At 72.3% G+C, this 22,321-nt stretch carries 20 protein-coding genes and 1 riboswitch; of the genes, 9 read left to right on the forward strand and 11 right to left on the reverse strand.

The window, feature by feature from the left end:
- Window positions 1-48: 48 nt before the first annotated feature.
- Window positions 49-1,845, forward strand: a complete 1,797-nt coding sequence (locus KBY47_RS01625; RefSeq protein ID WP_210919009.1) for a long-chain fatty acid--CoA ligase — start codon at window positions 49-51, stop codon at window positions 1,843-1,845.
- 7 nt (window positions 1,846-1,852) lie between these two features.
- On the opposite strand, the gene KBY47_RS01630 is transcribed toward KBY47_RS01625, so the two are convergent.
- Window positions 1,853-2,998: a glycosyltransferase family 4 protein gene (locus KBY47_RS01630; RefSeq protein ID WP_210919010.1), complete on the reverse strand. Its 1,146-nt coding sequence runs from the start codon at window positions 2,996-2,998 to the stop codon at window positions 1,853-1,855.
- A gap of 85 nt (window positions 2,999-3,083) precedes the next feature.
- On the opposite strand from KBY47_RS01630, the gene KBY47_RS01635 reads away from it, so the two are divergent.
- Window positions 3,084-4,328, forward strand: a complete 1,245-nt coding sequence (locus KBY47_RS01635; protein WP_308405004.1) for a glycosyltransferase 87 family protein — start codon at window positions 3,084-3,086, stop codon at window positions 4,326-4,328.
- On the opposite strand, the gene KBY47_RS01640 is transcribed toward KBY47_RS01635, so the two are convergent.
- From KBY47_RS01640 to KBY47_RS01660, 5 genes are all read right to left on the reverse strand, one after another.
- Window positions 4,285-5,490 carry a hypothetical protein gene (locus KBY47_RS01640; protein WP_210919012.1) on the reverse strand — a complete coding sequence of 402 codons (1,206 nt, stop codon included), beginning with the start codon at window positions 5,488-5,490 and terminating at the stop codon, window positions 4,285-4,287. The two genes, KBY47_RS01635 and KBY47_RS01640, sit on opposite strands and share 44 nt — an antisense overlap.
- Before the next feature lie 40 nt (window positions 5,491-5,530).
- The gene (locus tag KBY47_RS01645) at window positions 5,531-6,544 is read right to left on the reverse strand and encodes an NlpC/P60 family protein (protein ID WP_210919013.1); all 1,014 of its coding nucleotides are present in this window, start codon (window positions 6,542-6,544) and stop codon (window positions 5,531-5,533) included.
- A gap of 199 nt (window positions 6,545-6,743) precedes the next feature.
- Window positions 6,744-7,775: an NlpC/P60 family protein gene (locus KBY47_RS01650; protein ID WP_210919014.1), complete on the reverse strand. Its 1,032-nt coding sequence runs from the start codon at window positions 7,773-7,775 to the stop codon at window positions 6,744-6,746.
- A 221-nt stretch (window positions 7,776-7,996) separates the two neighbouring features.
- On the reverse strand, window positions 7,997-9,340 hold the full coding sequence (locus tag KBY47_RS01655) for an NYN domain-containing protein (protein WP_210919015.1): 1,344 nt from the start codon (window positions 9,338-9,340) through the stop codon (window positions 7,997-7,999).
- A 38-nt stretch (window positions 9,341-9,378) separates the two neighbouring features.
- Complete coding sequence (locus KBY47_RS01660; RefSeq protein ID WP_055541554.1) at window positions 9,379-9,618, reverse strand: hypothetical protein; 240 nt, start codon at window positions 9,616-9,618, stop codon at window positions 9,379-9,381.
- Between the two features lie 155 nt (window positions 9,619-9,773).
- Here KBY47_RS01660 and KBY47_RS01665 point away from each other — a divergent pair, with 155 nt between their 5' ends.
- From KBY47_RS01665 to KBY47_RS01695, 7 genes are all read left to right on the forward strand, one after another.
- Window positions 9,774-10,517 carry a rhomboid family intramembrane serine protease gene (locus KBY47_RS01665; protein WP_247694020.1) on the forward strand — a complete coding sequence of 248 codons (744 nt, stop codon included), beginning with the start codon at window positions 9,774-9,776 and terminating at the stop codon, window positions 10,515-10,517.
- Complete coding sequence (locus KBY47_RS01670; RefSeq protein WP_210919017.1) at window positions 10,514-10,795, forward strand: Lrp/AsnC family transcriptional regulator; 282 nt, start codon at window positions 10,514-10,516, stop codon at window positions 10,793-10,795. Before KBY47_RS01665 ends, KBY47_RS01670 begins: the two co-directional genes overlap by 4 nt.
- An 81-nt stretch (window positions 10,796-10,876) precedes the next feature.
- On the forward strand, window positions 10,877-11,179 hold the full coding sequence (locus tag KBY47_RS01675; RefSeq protein WP_210919018.1) for a small secreted hydrophilic protein: 303 nt from the start codon (window positions 10,877-10,879) through the stop codon (window positions 11,177-11,179).
- Window positions 11,109-12,605, forward strand: a complete 1,497-nt coding sequence (locus tag KBY47_RS01680) for a HAMP domain-containing sensor histidine kinase (protein ID WP_210919019.1) — start codon at window positions 11,109-11,111, stop codon at window positions 12,603-12,605. Before KBY47_RS01675 ends, KBY47_RS01680 begins: the two co-directional genes overlap by 71 nt.
- Window positions 12,602-13,264: a response regulator transcription factor gene (locus tag KBY47_RS01685; protein WP_210919020.1), complete on the forward strand. Its 663-nt coding sequence runs from the start codon at window positions 12,602-12,604 to the stop codon at window positions 13,262-13,264. Before KBY47_RS01680 ends, KBY47_RS01685 begins: the two co-directional genes overlap by 4 nt.
- 57 nt (window positions 13,265-13,321) lie before the next feature.
- Entirely contained in the window at window positions 13,322-14,737 is a 1,416-nt protein-coding gene (locus tag KBY47_RS01690) for an SLC13 family permease (protein ID WP_210919021.1), read from the forward strand.
- Window positions 14,738-14,748: 11 nt separating this feature from the next.
- Window positions 14,749-15,918, forward strand: a complete 1,170-nt coding sequence (locus KBY47_RS01695) for a glycerate kinase (protein WP_210919022.1) — start codon at window positions 14,749-14,751, stop codon at window positions 15,916-15,918.
- On the opposite strand, the gene KBY47_RS01700 is transcribed toward KBY47_RS01695, so the two are convergent.
- The 5 genes from KBY47_RS01700 to KBY47_RS01720 form a co-directional block, all read right to left on the reverse strand.
- The gene (locus KBY47_RS01700; RefSeq protein ID WP_210919023.1) at window positions 15,897-17,246 is read right to left on the reverse strand and encodes an aminotransferase class V-fold PLP-dependent enzyme; all 1,350 of its coding nucleotides are present in this window, start codon (window positions 17,244-17,246) and stop codon (window positions 15,897-15,899) included. The two genes, KBY47_RS01695 and KBY47_RS01700, sit on opposite strands and share 22 nt — an antisense overlap.
- A gap of 98 nt (window positions 17,247-17,344) precedes the next feature.
- A riboswitch (SAM riboswitch) is annotated at window positions 17,345-17,461 on the reverse strand.
- A 75-nt stretch (window positions 17,462-17,536) separates the two neighbouring features.
- The gene (gene trpD, locus KBY47_RS01705; RefSeq protein ID WP_210919024.1) at window positions 17,537-18,601 is read right to left on the reverse strand and encodes an anthranilate phosphoribosyltransferase; all 1,065 of its coding nucleotides are present in this window, start codon (window positions 18,599-18,601) and stop codon (window positions 17,537-17,539) included.
- 133 nt (window positions 18,602-18,734) lie between these two features.
- Entirely contained in the window at window positions 18,735-20,390 is a 1,656-nt protein-coding gene (locus KBY47_RS01710) for a cytochrome bc complex cytochrome b subunit (RefSeq protein WP_210919025.1), read from the reverse strand.
- The gene (locus tag KBY47_RS01715) at window positions 20,387-21,445 is read right to left on the reverse strand and encodes a ubiquinol-cytochrome c reductase iron-sulfur subunit (protein WP_210919026.1); all 1,059 of its coding nucleotides are present in this window, start codon (window positions 21,443-21,445) and stop codon (window positions 20,387-20,389) included. The genes KBY47_RS01710 and KBY47_RS01715 overlap by 4 nt, the downstream gene beginning before the upstream one ends.
- The gene (locus tag KBY47_RS01720; RefSeq protein WP_210919027.1) at window positions 21,442-22,263 is read right to left on the reverse strand and encodes a c-type cytochrome; all 822 of its coding nucleotides are present in this window, start codon (window positions 22,261-22,263) and stop codon (window positions 21,442-21,444) included. Before KBY47_RS01720 ends, KBY47_RS01715 begins: the two co-directional genes overlap by 4 nt.
- Window positions 22,264-22,321: the final 58 nt, after the last annotated feature.

Consider the following 22,321-nt stretch of genomic DNA (forward strand, 5'->3'; position numbering starts at 1 on the left):
CGCATCACACAACGTCGTGGCGCCGGCGCCCTATGAGGAGCAGCAGTCTTGCGCGAGTTCAGCCTTCCGGCTTTGTACGAGGTCCCCGCGGACGGCAACCTGACCGACATCGTCCGCCGCAACGCCGCGCAGCACCCGGACGTCGCCGTGATCGCCCGCAAGGTGGACGGTGTCTGGCAGGACGTGACGTCCGTCGAGTTCCTCGCGGAGGTCCGCGCGGCGGCCAAGGGGCTCATCGCCTCCGGTGTGGAGCCCGGCGACCGGGTCGCCCTGATGTCCCGCACCCGTTACGAGTGGACGCTGCTCGACTTCGCGATCTGGAGCGCGGGCGCCATCACGGTGCCGGTGTACGAGACCAGCTCACCGGAGCAGGTGCAGTGGATTCTCAGCGACTCCGGCGCGACCGCCTGCATCGTGGAGCAGGAGCACCACACGGCCGCCGTGGAGTCGGTGCGCGACCGGCTGCCCGAGCTGAAGCACCTGTGGCAGATCGACGGCGGCGGGGTGGCCGAGCTGAACCGCTCGGGGCAGGACGTCCCCGACGAGACCGTCGAGGAGCGCGGCTCGCGGGCGAAGGCCGACGACCCGGCGACGATCGTCTACACCTCCGGCACCACGGGCCGCCCCAAGGGCTGTGTGCTCACCCACCGCAACTTCTTCGCGGACTGCGGCAACGTCGTCGAGCGGCTGCGCCCGCTGTTCCGCACCGGCGAGTGCAGTGTGCTGCTCTTCCTGCCGCTCGCCCACGTCTTCGGCCGCATGGTGCAGATCGCCCCGATGATCGCGCCGATCAAGCTGGGCTGCGTCCCCGACATCAAGAACCTCACCGACGAGCTGGCGTCGTTCCGGCCGACGCTGATCCTGGGCGTGCCGCGGGTCTTCGAGAAGGTCTACAACTCGGCGCGGGCCAAGGCGCAGGCGGACGGCAAGGGCAAGATCTTCGACAAGGCGGCGGACACGGCGATCGAGTACAGCCGTGCGCTGGACGCCCCCGGCGGCCCGTCCTTCGGCCTGAAGATCAAGCACAAGGTGTTCGACAAGCTGGTCTACAGCAAGCTGCGCGCGGTGCTCGGCGGCAAGGGCGAGTACGCCATCTCCGGCGGCGCCCCGCTCGGTGAGCGGCTCGGGCACTTCTTCCGCGGCATCGGCTTCACGGTCCTGGAGGGCTACGGCCTCACCGAGACCACCGCGCCGACCGCGTTCAACCCCTGGGACCGGCAGAAGATCGGCACGGTCGGCCAGCCGCTGCCCGGCTCGGTGGTGCGGATCGCCGACGACGGCGAGGTGCTGCTGCACGGCGAGCACATCTTCAAGGAGTACTGGAACAACCCGGCGGCCACCGCCGAGGCGCTGGCGGACGGCTGGTTCCACTCCGGTGACATCGGCACCCTCGACGAGGACGGCTATCTGCGGATCACCGGGCGCAAGAAGGAGATCCTGGTGACGGCGGGCGGCAAGAACGTCGCCCCGGCCGTGATCGAGGACCGCATCCGGGCGCACGCGCTGGTCGCGGAGTGCATGGTGGTGGGCGACGGGCGGCCGTTCGTGGGCGCGCTGATCACCATCGACGAGGAGTTCCTGGGCCGCTGGGCGGCCGAGCACGGCAAGCCGGCCGGTTCCACGGCGGCGTCCCTGCGCGAGGACCCGGACCTGCTGGCGGCGGTCCAGTCGGCGGTCGACGACGGCAACGCGGCGGTGTCGAAGGCGGAGTCGGTGCGCAAGTTCCGCATCCTCCGGTCCCAGTTCACCGAGGACTCCGGCCACCTCACGCCGTCGCTGAAGCTGAAGCGGAACGTGGTGGCGAAGGACTTCGCCGCCGACATCGAGGCGATCTACCAGAAGTGAGCGGCTGTCACCGCAGCAGCTCCTCCAGCCGCTCGGCCAGCAGCTCCCACCGCCACCGCTCCTCGACCCACCGGCGCCCCCGCTCCCCCATCCGGCGGCGCAGCTCCGCGTCGCCGAGGAGGGTGGTGACCCGGTCGGCGGTGTCCTCCACGGAGGTGCCCCGCACCACGTAGCCGGTCTCCCCGTCGAGCACGGCGTCCGGGGCGCCGCCGGAGTCCCCGGCGACGACGGGCAGCCCGGTCGCGGACGCCTCCAGGTAGACGATGCCGAGCCCTTCGACGTCGAGGCCGCCGCGCCGGGTCCGGCAGGGCATGGCGAAGACGTCCCCGGCACCGAAGTGCGCGGGCAGTTCTGACCAGGGCAGGGCCCCGGTGAAGCGCACCGATTCGGCGACGCCGGTCTCCGCGGCCAGCCGCCGCAACTGCTTCTCGTAGGGCCCGCCGCCGACGATCAGCAGGACGGTGTCCGGCTGTACGGCGAGTATCCGGGGCATGGCGAGGATGAGGGTGTCCTGGCCCTTGCGCGGCACCAGCCGGGACACGCACACCACCACCGGCCGGTCGGTGAGGCCGAGCCGGGCGCGGACCCCGGCGCCGCCGGAGCCGGGGTGGAAGGTCTTCTCGTCGACGCCGGGCGGCAGTTGGACCATCCGTGCCGCCGCCTCGGGGGTGAGCGCGCCGGCGATCCGGGAGCGGGTGTACTCGCCGAGGTAGGTGATCGTGTCGGTGGCCTCGCCGATCCGGCGCAACAGCTGCCGGGCGGCGGGCAGTTGCGCCCATCCGGCCTCGTGCCCGTGGGTGGTGGCCACCAGCCGCCCGGCACCGGCCCGGCGCAGCGCGGGCGCCATCAGCCCGAGCGGCGCCGCCGCCCCGAACCACACCGCCGTACAGCCGTGTTCCCGCAGCAGCCCGACGGCCCGCCGGGTGGCGGCGGGGGTCGGCAGCAGCATCGTCGTACGGTCGCGTACGACGGTGAAGGGCTGCTCGGCGTCGAAGGCGGCGGTGGCGTCGACGCCGTCGCGGGTGCGCTTCCAGGTGGAGGCGTAGACCACGATCCGCTCGGGGTCGAGGCGCAGCGCCATGTTGTGCAGAAACGCCTGGATACCGCCGGGCCGGGGCGGGAAGTCGTTGGTGACGATCAAGGTCTTGCGCATCGTCGCCGACCCTACCCAACGTAGACTCGACTGCCGGCACGGCCGTGCGGCACGCGGCGTACGGACAGGACGGACAGGGGTTCAGGTGGAGGACACGGGCGTGCGGTGGCGGTCCGTCGTGGGGCTGTCCGCGGTGTGGGTGCCGACCCGGCTGCTGCTGCTCCTCCTCGTCTTCAAGGTGTTCGTCTTCCCCGGCCCGGACGTCACCGGCGATGTCTCGGTGATCTACCACGGCTGGTACGAGACCCTGCGCGGCGGAACCTTCCCGCTGGACGACGTCACCTGGCAGTACCCGCCGGCCGCCGCGCTCGCGATCCTCTCCCCCGCGCTGCTGCCCTTCCTCGGCTACGCGGAGGCCTTCTTCGTCCTCGCGCTCCTCGCCGACCTCGCCGTGCTGGCGATGCTGGTGTTCACCGGCGCCCGGCCCGGCAGGTCGCTGCGGGGCGCCTGGGTGTGGGTGGCGGGGGTGCCGCTGCTCGGGCCGACGGTGTACGCGCGCTACGACCTGATGGTGACCGCGGTGGCGGTGGCCGCGCTGCTCGCGGGCGCCCGCAGGCCCCGGGTGCTGGGGGCGCTGGCGGCCTTCGGGGCGATGCTGAAGGTGTGGCCCGCGATGCTGCTGGTGGGCGTGGTGCGACGGCGGGCGTGGGTCGCGGCGGCGGTGACGGCGGCGGTGCTGGCGGCGGCGTTCGCGCTGGCCATGCCGGGCGCGCTCGCGTTCCTCACCTTCCAGCGGGACCGGGGCACCGAGGTGGAGTCGCTGGGAGCGCTGGTCTTCCACGTGGCCCGGCAGTTCGGCTGGGAGGGCGAGGTCCGGCTCAACTACGGCTCGGTGGAGTTCCTGGGCCCGCATGTGAGCACCGTCAGCACGGCCGCGCTGACGCTGACGGGGATGGCGTTCGGCTGGCTGCTGGTGTGGCGGATGCTGGCGGTGCGGTTCTTGCCGCACACGGCGGCGGACGCGGCGTTCGTGGCGGTACTGCTGTTCACGGTGACCAGCCGGGTGATCAGCCCCCAGTACCTGGTGTGGCTGGTCGGCCTGGCGGCGGTCTGCCTCGGCTTCCGGGCGGGCACGATGCACCGACCGGCCGTCCTGGTGCTGCTCGCGTGCCTGGTGACGACGCTGGAGTTCCCGCTGTGGTTCGCCCATGTGGTCGCCAGCGACGGCCTCGGGGTCACCCTGCTGTTCGTCCGCAACGGCTTGCTGGTCCTGGCCACCGTCCTCGCGGCCCGGCAGCTGTGGCGGTCGACGGCCCGGCCCGATGTCGTGGAGCCGGTGCGGCCGGTCACCCGAAGCGAACCCGCAGATACTCCCGCCACCGCTCGGTGAACTCCTCCGTCGTGACGCCCAGCACCTGCCCCAGCGCGCCCTCCACGGCCCCGGCCCGCTGCTCGTGCGCGCCCACGGCCCGGTAGAACGCGCCCAGCCGGTCCGCGCCCCACTCCTCGGCGATCAGCTCACAGGCCATCCAGCCGCCCTCGTAGGCCTGCGCCAGGGCGGCCGCGTCGCCGGTGAAGGAGAAGTCCCCGTCGGTGGGCAGCCGGTCCGGCGTCCGGCCGCCCGTGACCGCGCGGGCCAGCTCGGGCGCGGCCTCCTCGGGGCTCCGTCCGGTGCCCAGGTAACCGGCCCAGTCGGCGTAGCCCTCGGACAGCCACAGCGGGGTGGCGGCGTTGGTGTGGGCGCGGGTGGCGACATGGGTGGTCTCGTGGGTGAGGACGACCTGGCGGCCGATGTCGCCGAGGACGCCGTACGCCTCCGGGTTGACGATGATCCGGTCGGCCGCCGCGCGGGCCGGGGCACCGATCTCGCCGGTGGTGACCGCGGCGATCCCCCGGTAGGCGGAGGCGGGTGAGCCGAGCAGGCCCGCCATGTCCTCCAGCGACTCCGGTACGACGACCACGACCCGCCCGCTCCACTCCCTGCCCCAGGCCCGGGTCACCGCCGGGACGGCGCGGTCCGCGAGGGTGGCGTAGCCGCGCAGTTCCCCCTCCGGCCGTCCGACGCCGAGGACGAGGCTGCGCTCGCCGCGCACGACCCGGACCGTGCCCTGGTCCCAGGGCTGCTGCGCTGATCCCGGCGCGGGCCGGTCGGAGACGACGTCCCACTGCCCGTCGGTGTCCCGGGCCAGCCCCAGCACCCGGGAGGCGCGGACCGGGGCGGTGTCGTAGCCGTCGAGGCGGTAGCGCAGCCCGGCGTCGGCGGTGGCGCTGTCGCCGCTGAGCCGCAGCCCGGTCAGCTCGTACGACCAGGCCGCGAGGGGCACCGCCCGCAGATCGCCGAACCCGGCCGTGGAGCCCGTCGCCCGGTAGGCCGCCAGGTCGCGGTCGAGGACGGCGGCGGCCCGCCGGTCCAGCAGCCGCTGGACGTCCGCCTCGGCGCGGTCGGCCCCGGCCCGTCCCCCGCACGCCACCAGGGAGACGAGCAGCAGACAGACCGCCAGCACCGCGGATATCGGCGCCCCCGCTGTCGGCGCCCGCCCATGACCTGCCATCCGTCCGATCGTACGGCTGTCCGGGCGGGCCGCCAGACCCTCAGACCCGGGTGACGGTCGCGCCCGGGATCATCCCGACCGGGTCGTAGCGCACCGGAGCGCCGGGGTAGGGGGCGTGGATCACCTGGCCGTTGCCCATGTACATGGCGACATGGCTGGCGTCGGAGCGGTAGGTCACGAGATCGCCGGGCCGCGCCTGGGAGAGCGGCACCTGCCGCCCCGCGAACCGCTGCCCCTGGGAGGTGCGCGGCAGGGCGACCCCGGCCTGTGCGTACGACCAGTGCATCAGGCCCGAGCAGTCGAAGCCGCCGGGGCCCGCGGCGCCCCACACGTACGGCTTGCCCAGCGCGGACCGGGCGGCGGCGACCGCGGCGGCCGCGCGGCCCGAGGCGGGCTCGGCGGCGCCCAGGTCGGGCAGGTCGGCGCGGCCGGAGCGGGAGGTGCGGTCGTAGGCGGCGCGATCGGCGTCCGGGAGGGAGTTGAGCAGGCTGCGGGCCTTGGCGAGCTTCTGCTCGACGGTGCGCTTGTGGGCGGCGACGGCCTTGCGGCTCTTCTCCAGCTCGCCCAGGTCCCGGGTGGCCTCGGCGCGCTCCTGGGCGAGTTCGCGCATGGCCTCCTGGAGGTCGGCCAGCTTGTCCGCGTGGTGCAGGCTGATCCGGTCCAGGACGGACGCCTTGTCGAGGTAGTCGGCCGGGTCGTCGGAGAACAGCAGCGCCACGGAGGGGTCGAGGCCGCCGGAGCGGTACTGGGCGCCCGCGAGCGAACCGAGCGCCTCCCGCAGGGAGTTGATGCGCTCCTGCTGGCGGGCGACGCGGTCCTGGGCGGCGCCGACCTGCTCGCGCAGCGCGTCGGTGCGCTCGGCGGCCTTGTTGTAGGCCTCGGTGGCCTTCTCGGCCTGCGCGTAGAGGCGGTCGACCTCGGCGCGGGTGTCGTCGTGCGGCGCGGCCAGCGCCGGGAGGGCGCCGAGGGCGGCCGCTGCGGCCGACAGGACGGAGACCGCGACGGCGGCGCCCCGGTCGAAACCGGACGCTGCCTGGCGGCGATGGGACCCCACGGGAAGCCGTGCTCCTTCCGCTGGCGGACAGGGAAACGCGGCAGACAGTAACCCCGTGGCGGGGCCCCGGCCAAAGACCTCGGCGGGCACGCACAGTGACGCCCCGCCGCTGACGCAGGTCACCGGCGGGGCGTGGGGTCATCCGGGGTTCCGTGGATTCGCCCGATCGGGCGGCACGGTGTCCGGCTCCCGGGGGTGCTCAGATACGGACGCCGAACTGGAACGGCATGTTGTTGATCGACTCGTAGCGCACGACGGTGCCGGTGCGGGGGGCGTGCAGGATCTGGCCGTTGCCCGCGTAGAAGCCGACGTGGTGCAGGTCTCCGTAGAAGATGACCAGGTCGCCGACCTGGAGGTCGCTCTGCGAGTAGATCCGGGTGCCCGCGTTGGCCTGCGCCTGGGAGGTGCGCGGGATGGCGATGCCGGCCTGGGCGAAGGCCCAGGAGGTGAGGCCGGAGCAGTCGAAGGAGGACGGGCCGGTGGCGCCGTAGACGTACGGGGAGCCGATGACGCTCTGCGCGGCGGCGTAGGCCGACGAGGCGCGGCCGGTGGCAGGGGCGGTGGAGCCGAGGACGGCGCGCTCGCTGGCCCGGGTGGCCCGTGCCTCCTCCTCCGCGAGGGCGGCCTTCTCCGCGGCGGTGAGCGTGTTGAGCAGCTTCTGCGCCTCGGCGAGCTTGGCCTGCACCTCGGACTTCTTCTTGCCCAGCTCGGTGCGGGTGGAGGAGAGGTCCTTGAGCTTGTCGGACGCCTCGGACCGCTGCTGGGCCAGTTCGCGCTGCTTGACCTGGATCTTCTTCAGCGCCTCGACCTGCTGGCCGCTCAACTGGTCGAGCGTTGAGGCCTTGTCGAGGTAGTCGTCCGGGTCGGCGGAGAGGAACAGCTGCACGGAGGGGTCGATGCCGCCGCTGCGGTACTGGGCGCTGGCCATCGAACCGAGGCCGTCGCGCAGCTCGTTCAGGTCTTCCTGACCGCGGGCGACGTTGTCCTGGATGGTGGAGATCTCCTTCTGGAGCTTCTCCTGCTTCTCCTTGGCGCCGTTGTACTTCTCGGTGGCGTGCTCGGCCTCTTCGTAGAGCTTGTCGACCTTGGCCTTGACCTCGTCCTTGCTCGGCTTCTCGCTGGGGGCAGCGTTGGCCGCCTGCGAGCTGAGGGCGACGGCCGCGGCCGCTGCCGTGGTGAGCACGGTCACGCGAGTGCGGCTCGGCTGCTTGGGTCGACGGTGGGACGCCACGGAAGGCGAACTCCTTCTTGTGAGTTACTGCCCGCTCGGAGGTTCGAGCCCAGACCCTAGTGACCCAGTTGTGATCAGTTCAAATCCTCAGCTGAAAAATCTCACCTCAGCCTTCATTCTTTACACATGAATCACGCGGTGTGAGGCACTCCTGACACACTGCTGCACTGCAACCACGTCAATTCCGGCATGCTGCCCAGAAGTTGCGATTGGGGTGTAGGTCAGGAAAGCCGCTTGAGGAGCATGGCCGACGCCACCGGACGCGCCCCCGCCTTCGCCACCCCGTCGGCGACCTCGCGGTCCGTGGAGGCGACGATGACCGGCCGCCCCGGCGGCTCGGCGCGCACCAGTTGCCGGATCAGCTCGTCGGCGGTGACACCCGGCTTGGAGAACAGCACCCGCACCCCGCGCGGCGGCGCCAGCAGCACCGGCGCGACCAGTTCGGCCCCGTCGAAGACGCACGTCACCTCGGCGCCGGTCTGCGCGGCCAGCTGCGACAGCTGACCGAGCAGCCGCAACCGCTGCTGCTCCAGCGGCATCTGGGGATAGCCGGTCTTGGTCACGTTGTAGCCGTCGACGACCAGATGGGCCTGCGGCAGCGCCAGCAACTGGTCCAGGATCGCCGGGTCGTGCTCGGACAGCGCGCGGGCGGCGATGTCCTTCGGGGTCATCCGGCCCGGCTCCACCGCGTCCACGGTCTCGGCGGGGCGCACCGACACCGGCGGCAGCGCCAGCTCCCGGCGCAGCCCCTGCGCCGCGTCCAGCACGGTGTCCAGGAGCAGCCGCACCCGCATGTCCTCCACGCTGCGGCCCTCGCGGGCGGCCCGCCGGGCGGCCTCCAGCGCGGCCTCCGCCTCACCGAGGCGGGCCTTCAGACGCCGGGTCTCGCTCTCCGCCGCGGACACCTGGGTCTGCCCCTCGGCGCGGACCGCCTCCATCTCGCCCTGCACCTTGCGCAGCGCCGCCTCGCCCCGCTTGACATCGCTGAGGGCGGCGCGCAGCTTGCGGTGAAGCGATTCGGCTTCCTTCTTCGCGCCGTCCAGCTCGGCACGCAGCCGCTCGGTCTCGGCGCGGGTGTGCTCGCGGGCGGCGGCCAGTTCGGCGCGCAGCCGCTCCACCTCGGCGCGGCTCTCCTCGTCGGCCCGCTCGGCGTCGGCCCGCTGGGCCTCCTCGCCGGCGGCCGCCACCAGCTTCACCCAGCCGGCGGGCCGCAGCACATAGGCCGCGGCCGCCACGTCGAGCGGGTCCGCGGCCGGGGGCGGCGAGCCGGAGTCGAGGGCGCCGGTCAGCTCCGGCTGCGCCTCTCTCAGCTGCTCGCCGATGCGCTGCCGGAACACCGGATCGGTCTCCAGCGCCGCGGCCATCGCGTTGCCCGCGAACTTGGCCCTCCGGTTCGGCGCGAACCGGGCGTACTGCCTCAGCTGTGCGGGCAGTTCGGCCACGGTCAGCCCGCCGAAGCCGTCCGCGACGATCTGTACGACCCTGCGGCGCACCCCTTCGGGCAGCGGACGGTCGAGCACCTCGGCGGCGCCGTCGCCCGGCCCCCCGCCCGTGGTCTCCACCATCCGTCACACCTCGATGTCCGTACGGGGCCGCCCGCCGATCAGGAGCCGGCTCCCGGCCTGTCCACCAGCTCCACCTGGTCCACCGCGTTGCACCAGCGGCAGCGCACCGACTCGATGGTCTCACTGACCACCTCGCGCTCCTCGACCTTCGGCTCACCGGCCAGGTCGAGGTGGACGTACTCGACGACCTTCGACGAGCGCGTCACGTCGAAGCGGGTGAGGTTGCCGCAGAGGGTGCAACGCCACCGCGTCGTGGCGGTCGGCAGGGGAACCGTCATCGCGCCTGTTCTCTCCTTCTAGTGTCCGTGCTGCGCCAGTTTCCCCGGCGCGTGTGGCTCGTAACCCTACGGCCTGGCGGGTACCCGACGCCCCCGCGTCCACGGCGGCGAGGCGATCTGTGCGGCTGCGTCCCGTTACGTCATGCTCTATGTCCATGATCAGGACGTGGAGCGCGGTGGCCGCCAGGGTGAGCAGATCGATGCGGGGGCCGTCGGCGCCGGTGACGTACACACTGATCACCCTGTGCTGTCTGGTCTTCCTGCTCGGCCCCGCCTCGGGGCTGGGTCCGGCGTACGGCACCGGCGACGAACTGCTCGCCGCGCAGCGCGCCTACTTCCGGCGCTGGGGCGTGGTCCCCGCGGATCTGTTCGAGGGTTCGGCCCGGGCCGCCCTCACCCCTGCGACGGCCCTCTTCGTCCACGGCAGCTGGGTGCACCTGCTCGGCAACATGCTCTTCCTCTACGTCTTCGGCGCGATGACCGAGGAACGGATGGGCCGCGTCCAGTTCACGCTCTTCTACCTCGGCTGCGGCTATCTGGCGCTGCTCGGGTACGCGGCCGCCAACGCCGACTCCCAGCAGTCGCTGGTCGGTGCCTCCGGGGCGATCTCCGCCGTCCTCGGCGCGCTGCTGTTCCTCTTCCCCGACGCCCGGGTCACCAGTCTCCTGCCGTTCCTGTTCTTCCTGCCGGTGCGGTTCCCGGCCTGGATCGTGCTGCCCTTCTGGGCGGCCCTCCAGTGGCTGGCGGCGGGGCAGGCGAGCCAGGGCCCGGGCGTGGCCTACCTGGCCCACCTGCTGGGCTTCGGCCTCGGCTTCTGCTTCGCGTGGGCCCGGTTCGGGCGTACGACTAGAGTGAAGGCGCCCGAAGCTCCGGCCCCCGAGGGAGAGAACCAGCCGTGATCACCGCGATCGTCCTCATCAAGACCAGCGTGGACCGGATCCCCGAGATCGCCGAGCAGATCGCCTCGCTGGAGAGCGTGAGCGAGGTGTTCTCGGTGACGGGGACCTACGACCTGATCGCGATGGTGCGGGTGCGGGAGCACGAGGACCTGGCGGAGGTCATTCCGGGACGCATCAGCAAGATCCCCGGCGTCGAGGCGACGGACACGCACGTGGCGTTCCGCACCTACTCCCAGCACGACCTGGAGGCGGCCTTCGCGATCGGGCTGGACAGCTAGCGTCCACAGCAGCGGGGCGGATGAAGGAATCCTCATCTTCCGCTCATCCCGGCCACCGGGTACCGGCCGCACCGTCGGTGCATGGTCTTCTCCCGCCGGATGGCGGCCCTGGCCGCCGTCGTCCTGATCCCGCTCGGCATCGCCGCGACGAGCTTCGCGCTCACCGACCGCCCCGATCCGCCCGAGGTCCCGCCCGCCGTGGAGCTGGAGAGCGGTTCCCCGCCGCCCTCACCGACCCGTTCCGCACCGGTGCCGGACGACGAGGTCGTCTCCCCGCCCCCGGTGACCGCCGACAGCCCCACGGGTGACGACGATGACGACGACCGCGGCGGCCCCGCCACCGGAGACGACGAGGACGCCGGGGACGACTCCGACGACGGCTGACCGGCCCCGCCGCCGGATCTCCGCCCGCGTCCGCATCCTGCTCTGGCTGCTGCTCGTCATGGCGGTCGCGCTCGGCTCGGTCGCGGCGACCACCCGCACCATCCTGCTCCGGGACGTCGACCACCGGGTGAACGGCCTGCTCGCGCAGGAGACGGGCGAGTTCGCCAACTTCGAGGAACGGGGCCTCGACCCGGAGAACGGCCGCCCCTTCACCGACCCGCACCGGCTGCTGTACGTGTTCCTGGAACGCCAGTACGCCGATCCCGACGAGGAGCTGATCGGGATGGTGGGGCGGCCGGGGCGGCAGGACCCCGCACAGATCCACCAGCCGCGGCGCGTCCCCGTCGCCCTCCCCCTGCACCGCGACGCGGAGTCCCGCCGCCGGATCTTCGCCTCACCGGACTCCTCCGGCACCCTGCGCCGGCCCTCCGGCGAGATCCGCTGGGCGAAGGTCCCCATCGCCCGGCACGGCGGCGAACCGGACGCCGCCTTCGTCGTCGCCTTCCACCCCGGACGTGAGCAGGCGGGCGCGGACGCCGTCTTCCGCATCCTGCTCGCCATCTCCGGCGTCGCGCTGCTGCTCACCACCGGCATCGGCTGGGTGGTCGCCGGACGCATCCTGCACCCCGTACGGCTGGTGCGCAGCACCGCGGAGCAGCTCACCGAGCAGGACCTCACCCGCCGTATCCCGGTGCGCGGCCACGACGACATCGCCGCCCTCGCCGAGACGTTCAACGCGATGCTGGACCGGCTGGAGCGCGCCTTCGCCGCACAACGGCGGTTCGTCGACGACGCCGGGCACGAGCTGCGCACCCCCATCACCATCGTGCGCGGCCATCTGGAGCTGATGGGCGACGATCCGGCCGAGCGCGAGGAGACGGTACGGCTGGTCACCGACGAACTCGACCGGATGAGCCGGATCGTCGAGGACCTGCTGCTGCTCGCCAAGGCCGAACGCCCCGACTTCGTCACCCCCGAGCCGGTCCAGCTCGCCGAACTCACCGCCGACGTCTACGTCAAGGCCCGCACCCTCGGCGCCCGCGACTGGCAGCTCGCCGAGGTCGCCGACCGCGAGGTCCCGCTCGACCCGCAGCGGATCACCCAGGCGATGGTGCAGCTGGCGCAGAACGCCGTGCAGCACACCGCTCCCGGCCAGACCATCCGCATCGGCTCCCGAACCGACGGCCACCGCGTCGAGCTGTACGTCGCCGACAGCGGGCCCGGTGTCCAGCCGCAGGACCGTGAGCTGATCTTCGAACGGTTCCGGCGCGGCACGGCCCGGCGCGGCGCCCGCGGCTCCGGCGCCGGGCTCGGGCTGTCGATCGTGAGGGCGATCGCCGAGGGACACGGCGGCCGGGTCGACCTCACCGCCACCGAGGGCGGCGGCGCCACCTTCGTACTCACCCTGGAAGAGGCACCCGCATGAACCGCATCCTCATCGTCGAGGACGAGGAACGCATCGCGTCCTTCGTCGAGAAGGGCCTGAACGCCAACGGCTTCACCACCACCGTGACCGGCGACGGCGACACGGCCCACGAGTACGCGCTCACCGGCGGCTTCGACCTGGTGGTGCTGGACATCGGGCTGCCCGGCCGGGACGGCTTCACGGTGCTGCGCGAACTGCGCGAGGCCCGCGTCACCGTACCGGTGATCGTGCTGACCGCGCGGGACTCCGTACGGGACACCGTCGCCGGTCTGGAGGGCGGCGCCGACGACTGGATGACCAAGCCGTTCCGCTTCGAGGAACTGCTGGCCCGGGTACGGCTGCGGCTGCGTACGGCGGCCAGGGCGCCGGAGGTGACGGTGCTGCGGTCCGGCTCGCTCAGCCTGGACCTGCGCACGCGGCGGGCCCGCGCCGACGAGCGGACGGTGGACCTGACGGCCCGTGAGTTCGTGTTGCTGGAGCTGTTCCTGCGCCATCCGGGGCAGGTGCTGTCCCGGGAGCAGATCCTCTCCCACGTGTGGGGCTACGACTTCGACCCCGGGTCGAACATCGTGGACGTGTACGTGCGCGCGCTGCGCAAGAAGCTCGGGGCCGAGCGGGTGGAGACCGTGCGCGGGATGGGCTACCGCCTGTCCGCGTGAAGTTCCCTTCATGTGCGGCTCATCGACGGCTCACCGCCCGGGTGAACGCTCGATGACGTGACACTGACCCCGCGGCTGGCCATCGCCCTGTGCGCGGCGCTCTCCCTGTGCGCCCTGCTCGCGGTACCGGCCAGCCTCCCCTCCCTGGGCGGCGACGCCCGCCTCACCCTGGCCGTGTTCGCGCTGGCGACCTGCGCCTGGATCGGCACCCCGATCGACGACACCTACATCGCGCTGGGCGCCGGGCTGGCGCTCACCGCGACCGGGGTGATCAGCAGCGACACCCTCTTCGGCACCCTCGGCGACGCCACGGTGTGGCTGCTGATCTGCGCTTTCGTGCTGGCGGCCGCGGTCACCCGGACCGGGCTCGCGGGCCGGGCGGCGGCGTTCCTGGTCGGCGGGGCGCGCACCGTACGGCAGTTGACGCATCTGACGACGGCCGCGCTGGTCGTCACCGCGTTCGCCGTGCCCGCCACCTCCGGCCGGGCCGCGCTCGCGCTACCGGTGTTCCTGGCCCTCGCCAAGGCGCTCGCCGACCGCGAGCGGCTGGTCGTGATGCTCGCGCTGCTCTTCCCGACCGTGATCCTGCTGTCGGCGGTGGCGACCCTGATCGGCGCGGGCGCCCATCTGATCACCGTGTCGGTGCTGTGGGAGGCCGCCGGGGAACGCGTGGGCTTCACCGAGTGGCTGTTGCTCGGGCTGCCGCTCGCCGTGGTCTCCTCCCACCTGGCCGCCGAGGCCGTGCTGTTGACCACCACCCGGCGCGCGGACCGGCGCGGCCCTGTCCGCATCAGCGCCGAGGAGATCCAGCGCCACAGTGACAGCCCCGTCACCGGCCCGCTGACCCAGGCCGAGACCCGCTGCGCCCTGCTGCTGGCGACCGTGGTGGCGCTGTGGTGCACCGAGCCGCTGCACCGGGTGCCGCCCGCGGTGGTCGCGCTGATCGGCGCGGTCGTCGCCGCCTCGCCCGCGCTGGGCACCGTACGCCTGAAGGACGCCCTGCGGACGGTGCCGTGGTCGCTGCTGCTGTTCATGGCCGCGACCACGGCGATGGGCGTCGCGCTCGCCGACTCCGGGGCCGCCGGATGGCTGGTCTCCGGGCTGCCCTCGGGCGTCGGTCCCGTGGTGTTCCTGTCGGTGGTGGTCGCCGTCAGCACGGCCGCGCACCTGGTCCTCCAGTCCCGCTCGGCGCGCTCCTCGGTGCTGGTCCCGCTGGTGGTCGCCGCCGCCGTGGCCGCCGGGGTCAACCCCGTCGCGGCGGCGCTGGCGTCCACCGCGGCCGCCGGGTTCTGTCACACCCTGCCCGCCTCCGCCAAGCCGGTCGCCCTCTTCGCCGAGCTGCCCGGCACCCCCACCTACACCCCTCGCGACCTGCTGCGCCTGTCCGCCGTGCTGGCGCCGCTGACCGCCGCGCTGGTGCTGTTCTTCGCCGTCGCGGTGTGGCCGCCGCTCGGCGTGCCCGTGACCCCGTGAAGGAGACCGCCGTGCTGAACCGAGTCGTCGTGGCCCCCAGCGGCTTCAAGGAGTCCCTGTCCGCCGAGGCCGCCGCGGACGCCATCGCCGCCGGGGTGCGCCGGGTCCTGCCGGACGCCGGGATCGACCCCGTGCCCCTGGTGGACGGCGGTGAGGGCACGGCCGCCGCGCTCGCCGCCGCCACCGGGGGACGGCTGGTCGCCCGCACCGCCACCGGGCCGGTCGGCGAACGCCTCGGCACCCACTTCGCCCTGCTCGGCGACCGGGACACCGCCGTCGTGGAGATGGCGGCGGTGGCGGGCCTGTCCCTGGTCCCCCGCGCACTGCGCGACCCCGGGGTCACCACCACCCACGGCGTCGGCGAGCTGATCAGCGCCGCCCTGGACACCGGCGTACGGCGGATCCTCGTCGGCTGCGGCGACTCCGGCACCTCGGACGGCGGCGCGGGCGCGCTCCAGGCGCTCGGCGCCCGGCTGCTGGACGCCGACGGCCGCGAACTGCCCTTCGGCGGGCGGGAACTGACCCGGCTCGCCCGCGTCGACGCCCGCGGCCTCGACCCCCGGCTGCGGGACGTCGAACTGCGCGTCGCCTGCAACCCGTACAACGTGCTGTGCGGCGAACGCGGCGTGGCCCGGGTCTTCGGCCCGCAGAAGGGCGCGACACCCGCGCGGGTGGAGCAACTGTCGGCGGGTCTCGAGAACTGGGCGTACGTCCTCACCCGCGACCTCGCCCCAGCCGGGGCCGACCTGCGGCAGGGGCCGGGCACCGGCGCCTCGGGCGGGCTGGGCGCGGGGCTCGCCGCGCTGGGTGCCCGGCTGCTCCCGCGCTTCGAAGTGCTCCTGGATCACCTGGACCTGGACGCCCGGCTGGCCCGCGCCGACCTGGTGATCACCGCCGAGGGCGCCCTGGACGACCAGACGCCGCGCGGGAAGGTCCCGGCGGAGGTCGCCCGGCGCGCCAAGCTGTCCGGGCGGCCGGTCCTCGCCCTGGCGGGCACCCTGGGCGAGGGCGCCCACGAGGTGCCCGGCGTGGACGCCTGCCACGGCATCGTGCCCGCGCCGATGGAACTGGCCGAGGCGCTGGTGCGCGGCGCCGAACTCCTCACCGACGCCACCGAACGCGCCCTGCGGATGATCGTGCTGGGCGCCCGCCTGCCGACTCAGCCCGCGCTCGTCCGCTGACCGCACGGGCCGCCCTCGGCCACCAGCTCCCGCACCGCCCGTACGAACCGTTCGACGTGCTCGTCCGGGGTGCCCGCGCCGAAGCTGACCCGGACGGCGTTGAGGTCGCCGGGCGTCCCGCAGTCGCCGCGGGTCCCCGGGTCGCCGCCCAGGAGGGTGCGGAGCAGCGGGTGGGCGCAGAACAGGCCCGCGCGCACCCCGATGCCGTAGCCGGTGGACAGGGCGGTGGCGAGGTCGGCGCTGTCCCAGCCGTCGACGACGAAGGAGAGCACGCCCACGCGCGGCGCGTCGTCGCCGAACAGCGACAGGAACCTGACCCCGGGCACCTCGGCCAGCCCCGCGCGGACGCGGTCGATCAGATACCGCTCCCGGGCGAGCAGGTTCTCGAAGCCCGCCCCGGTGAGCGCCGCGCAGGCGGAGGCGATGGCATGGGCGCCGATGACGTTGGGCGAGCCCGCCTCGTGCCGGGCGGCGCCCTCCTGCCACTCCACGTCCACTCCCCCGTCCGCGCGCCGCACGACGCTGCGGCTGGCGCCGCCGCCCGCGAGGTAGGGCTCGGCGGACCCCAGCCAGTCGGGACGCCCCGCCAGCACCCCGGAGCCGAAGGGCGCGTACAGCTTATGCCCGGAGAAGGCGACCCAGTCCACGTCCAGGTCACGGACGCTCACCGGGTGGTGGGGGGCGAGCTGGGCGGCGTCGAGGACGATCCGGGCGCCGTGCGCGTGCGCGGCGGCGGCCAGTTCCCGTACCGGCCACAGCTCGCCGGTGACGTTGGAGGCTCCGGTGACACAGACCAGGGCGGGGCCATAGGGGCCTCCCCTGCTCGAGCACAGCCGAGAGCTTGGGGAAGGGTCACGGTCGGCGAGGGCGCGCTCCAGGGCGTCGACGGCCTGCCGGGGGCCGCGCGGCGCGTCGAGGACGGTGAGGCGGGCGTGCCGCCAGGGCAGCAGGGCGGCGTGGTGCTCGGCCTCGAAGACGAAGACCTGGCAGTCCTCGGGCAGCGCGGCGGCGAGCAGGTTGAGGGAGTCGGTGGTGGACCGGGTGAAGACCACCTGGTCGTCGGCGCGGCAGTCCAGGAACCCGGCGACGGTCCGGCGGGCGTTCTCGAACAGCTCCGTCGACAGCCGCGACAGGTGCCCGGCACCGCGGTGCACACTCCCGTAGTACGGCGCGTACACCGCCACGTCGTCCCAGACCCGCTGCAACGCGGGCGCGCTGGCGGCGTAGTCGAGGGCGGCGTACGGCACCTGGGTGCCGTCGGCGAGGGGAACGGTGACATCCCGGCCCAGAACGGGCAGTGGGGCACAGACAGACGGGGCGACGGACATGGCGAACTCCCGTGCGAGGAAGGAGAAGAGAGAAGGGTGCGCGGAGGCGGGGCTCGGCGGCCCTATCGCATTCGCTGGCTCACGGAAGAACTCCTCGACGACCGCGCTTGCCATGAACCTTGCTGTTCACGGCCTGGTCCTCACCCGGGGCACCCCGCCACGGACGGAGGGTTGCCGGACAGCCAGCCGGGGCCTGGAAGCTGTCACTCATGACCTGGTACAGCATCCTGCCATACGATCATCGGCGCGCAAGGGCGCGGTCCGGATTCTGGACCGCGCCCCCGCCCGCGTCACGCGTTGCTGACCGCCACCCAGCGGTCCAGCGTGCGCTTGGCCGCACCCGAGTCGATCGACTCCGCGGCCTTCTCCATGCCGAAGCGGATCCGGTCCACCAAGGGGCCGTCCTCCGGCTCCAGGGCCGCGAGGGCCGCCGCCGAGTTCAGCAGTACGGCGTCCCGCACCGGACCCCGCTCGCCCTCCAGCAGCCGTCGGGCCACCTCGGCGTTGTAGGACGCGTCGGCGCCGCGCAGCGCCTCGACCGGCACCCGCTCGATGCCGACGTCCGCCGGGTCGAAGGTCTCCTCGGTGACCTTGCCGTCCCGGACCACCCACACCCGGGAGGTCGAGGTGGTGGTCAGCTCGTCGAGGCCGTCGTCGCCGCGGAAGACGAGGGAGGAGTTGCCGCGCTCGGCGAGCACCCCGGCCATGATCGGCGCCATCCGGAGCGAGGCGACCCCCACGGCCTGCGCCCGCACCTTGGCCGGGTTGGTGAGCGGACCGAGGAAGTTGAAGGTGGTGCGGATGCCCAACTGGCCGCGGGCGGCGGCCACATGACGCAGCGCCGGGTGGAACTTCACCGCGAAGCAGAAGGTGATCCCGGCCTCCTCGGCGACCTCCGCCACCCGCTGCGGCGACAGCTCCAGATTGACGCCGAGCTTCTCCAGGACGTCGGAGGCGCCGGACGCCGAGGACGCGGCCCGGCTGCCGTGCTTGACGACCTTCGCGCCGGTTCCGGCGATGACGATCGAGGACATCGTGGAGATGTTCACCGTCTTGGCGCCGTCGCCGCCGGTGCCGACGATGTCGACGGTGTCCCCCGGCACCTCGATCACATTGGCGTGCTCGTACATCGTCCGGACCATGCCGGAGATCTCCTCGACGGTCTCCCCCTTGGCCCGCAGCGCCACCGCGAACCCGGCGATCTGGGCGTCGGTCGCCTCACCGCTCATGATCCGGCCCATCGCCCAGGCGGTGGCGTCGGCGCTCAGGTCCTGCCCGTCCAGCAGGCCGTTCAGCAGCACGGGCCAGGAACGGCCCGCCGCGGTGTCGCCTCCAGCGGGGGTCACAGCGCTCATCAGCCGCTCCTGATCGTCGTAGAGATGTCCTCGGAGATGTCCGTGGGGCCAGCCTATCCAGGTCCGGGCACGGCGAAGGGCCCCCGTCCGGTGTTCGGACGGGGGCCCTCGGCGTGGCGTGGCGAACGCGGGATCAGTGGTGGCCGTGGCCGCTCGTGATCTCCTTGTACTCCTCGACGGTGGGCTTGGCGATCTGGGCTTCCTCGTTGAAGTACGCCTTGCTGAGCTTGGCGCGCAGCTTCTCGGAGCCCTTCACCTTGCGCTCCACACCGTTCTCGTCGACCGTCGGGCCGATCTCGATCGGCTTGTACTGCTCGTGGGCCGTGAGGGTGTGCAGCTGGTCCTGGCTGAGCGGCTCGTGGATCTCGATGAACTCGCCGTGCGGCAGGCGCTTGATCGTGCCGGTCTCCCGGCCGTGCAGCACCTTGTCCTTGTCCCGGCGCTGGAGGCCGAGGCAGATCCGCTTGGTGGCGATGAACGCGATGACCGGTCCGGCGAAGAAGAAGATCCGGACGAACCAGGTGACCGCGTTGATCGACAGGTCGAAGTGGGTGGCGATGAGGTCGTTGCCACCACCGACCAGCGTGATCATGTACATCGTGATCCAGGCGACGCCGAACGCGGTACGCGTCGGGGCGTTGCGCGGACGGTCCAGGATGTGGTGCTCGCGCTTGTCGCCGGTGACCCAGGCCTCGATGAACGGGTAGGCCGCGAGGACCACCAGTACCACACCGAAGATCACCAGCGGGATGAACACGCCCAGGACGAGCGTGTGACCCCAGAAGTTGACCTCCCAGCCCGGGAAGTAGCGGACCAGACCCTCGGCGAAGCCCATGTACCAGTCGGGCTGGGCGCCCGTGGAGACCATGTCCGGCCGGTAGGGGCCCAGCGCCCAGATCGGGTTGATCTGCGCGATGGCCGCGATGACCGCGATGACACCGAAGACCAGGAAGAAGAAGCCTCCGGCCTTGGCGACGTAGACCGGCATGAACGGCATGCCGACGACGTTCTTGTTGGTCTTCCCGGCACCCGCGAACTGCGTGTGCTTCTGCACCCAGACCAGGATCAGGTGGGCGACCACCAGGCCGAGCATGATGCCCGGCAGCAGCAGGATGTGGATGGCGTAGAACCGCGCCACGAAGTCGTGGCCGGGGAACTCGCCGCCGAACAGGAACATCGAGATGTACGTGCCCACGATCGGCACGGACAGGATCGCGCCCTGCGTGAAGCGGACACCGGTGCCGGAGAGCAGGTCGTCCGGGAGCGAGTAACCGGTGAAGCCGGTGAACATGCCGAGGACGAACAGCGTGAAGCCGAACAGCCAGTTGACCTCACGCGGCTTGCGGAACGCGCCGGTGAAGAACACGCGCATCATGTGCACGAACATCGCCGCGAGGAAGATCAGCGCCGCCCAGTGGTGGATCTGCCGGATCAGCAGACCGCCGCGGACGTCGAAGCTGATGTCCAGCGTCGACTTGTACGCCTCACTCATCAGCTGTCCCTGCATCGGGACGTAGGAGCCGTGGTACTCCACCTCGTTCATCGACGGGTGGAAGAACAGCGTCAGATACACACCCGTGAGGATGATGATCAGGAAGCTGTAGAGCGCGACCTCACCCAACATGAACGACCAGTGGTCGGGGAAGACCTTGCGCACGTTGTTCTTGGCCAGGGAGTAGACCCCCAGGCGTCCGTCGGCCCAGTCGGCGACGCGCTCGCCGGCCGGAGCCTTTCCGCGGGTGCGGCCCGGCGCGTCGGCGCCTGGGCTCGTGCTGGCGGTAGTGCTCATCCGCGCTCCCAGAATGCAGGACCGACGGGCTCCTCGAAGTCGCTGAGCGCTTCGAGGTACCCCTCGTCGTTCACGCCGATCCGCAGCTGCGGAAGGGCGTGTCCGGCGGGGCCGAAGATGACCCGGGCCCCGTCGGACAGGTCGAAGGTGGACTGGTGGCACGGGCACAGGACGTGGTGCGTCTGCTGCTCGTACAGCGAGATCGGGCAACCGACGTGGGTGCAGATCTTGGAGTACGCCACGATGCCCTCGTGCGACCACTCGAGCTCGCGCTTGTCCTTGATGTCACCCGGCTGGAGCCGGACGATCATCAGGGCGGCCTTGGCGATCTCGTTGTTGAAGTCCTCGGCGTGCTCGTCCAGGCCCTCGGGCTTGGCGAAGGTGAGCGAGCCGACGGCGATGTCGGAGGGCCGCAGCGGCTCGTCGGTGTTCATGTTGACGAGCAGCTTGCCCTTGCTCCACAGGGTGTGGCGGAGCTTGGTGCCGGGCAGCGGACCGAGGTCGCGCAGCAGCACCACACCGGTGAGCGGAACGAGGGTCAGCGCGCCGAGCATGGTGTTGCGCAGCAGCCTGCGGCGGCCGAGCTGCGACTCCTTGGCGCCCTGCTTGAACTCCTCATGGATCGTCGCCCGCAGCTCGGGCGACGCCTCGACCGGGTGCCGCTCCTGCACCATCTCGTGGTCGGACATCAGGGTGCGCGCCCAGTGGATCGCACCCGCGCCGATGCAGAACAGCGCGATGCCGAGGGTCAGGCCCAGGGCGAAGTTCAGCGCGCTGATGTGCCCGAACGGGAAGATGAAGACCGACTCGTCGACGGGGATCGCCACGAACGCGGCGATGAAGCCGACGGTGGCCAGCATCGACACCGTGAACAGCAGGGAGACCGTGCGCTCGGACCGCTTGGCGGCCCGCTCGTCGATGTCCTGGACGCGGTACTCGTGCGGCGGCAGACCGGGGTCGGCGAACGGGTGCTTCTCGTCCGCGACGCCCACCGCGCCATGGCTGGTGTCCTGCTCAGCGGGCAGGTTCTCTTCTGGAATGTCTTGGCTACTCATGACTTCTTGGCCTTTGCGGTCCGAGCGGCGACCCAGACGGCGACGGCGATCAGTGCGCCCAGACCGAAGACCCAGGCGAAGAGGCCCTCGCTGACCGGTCCCAGGCCGCCCAGCTGAAGACCGCCGGGGTTCACCGTCTCATCGCCGTTGACCGCGTCCAGGTAGGCGATGATGTCCTTCTTGTTCTGCTCCGTCAGCGTGGTGTCGGGGAAGGAGGGCATGTTCTGCGGGCCGGTGAGCATGGCCTCGTAGATGTGCTTGGGGTCGACACCCTCGAGGGTCGGCGCGTACTTGCCCTTGGTGAGGGCACCACCCTTGCCGGTGAAGTTGTGGCACTGCGCGCAGTTGTTGCGGAACAGCTCGCCGCCCTTGCCGATGTCGGCGCCCTCGACGCTGTACTGCTCCTCGGTCGGCACGGCCGGACCGGCGCCGAGGGAGGCGATGTACGCGGCGAGCTGGTCGATCTCGGCCTGCGAGTAGATGTTCTTCTTGCGCGGCACCTGCGCGCCCTCGGAGGTCGCGGCAGGCATACGGCCGGTGGCGACCTGGAAGTCGACGGCCGCGGCGCCCACGCCCACCAGGCTGGGGCCGTCGGAGGTGCCCTGACCGCCGGTGCCGTGGCAGCTGGCGCAGCCGACTGCGTAGAGCTTCTTGCCCTCGTCGATGGCGAGAGACTGGGAGGACGCAGCGGTCTCGTCGGCCTGCGCCTTGCCCGCGGGTGCGAACGCGGTGTACAGCCCCCCAGTGGCCGCCAGCGCGAGGAGTAGGACGACGATCGCCGCCAGCGGATGGCGTCGTCGTGCGGAGAGCTTTTTCACGGATTACCCCGGTGTCAGGATCTTCTGCGTCGATGCTTCGGGAAGGTTCGGGAGCGGG

The sequence above is a fragment of the Streptomyces sp. B93 genome, assembly GCF_018070565.1.
GTDB lineage: Bacteria > Actinomycetota > Actinomycetes > Streptomycetales > Streptomycetaceae > Streptomyces.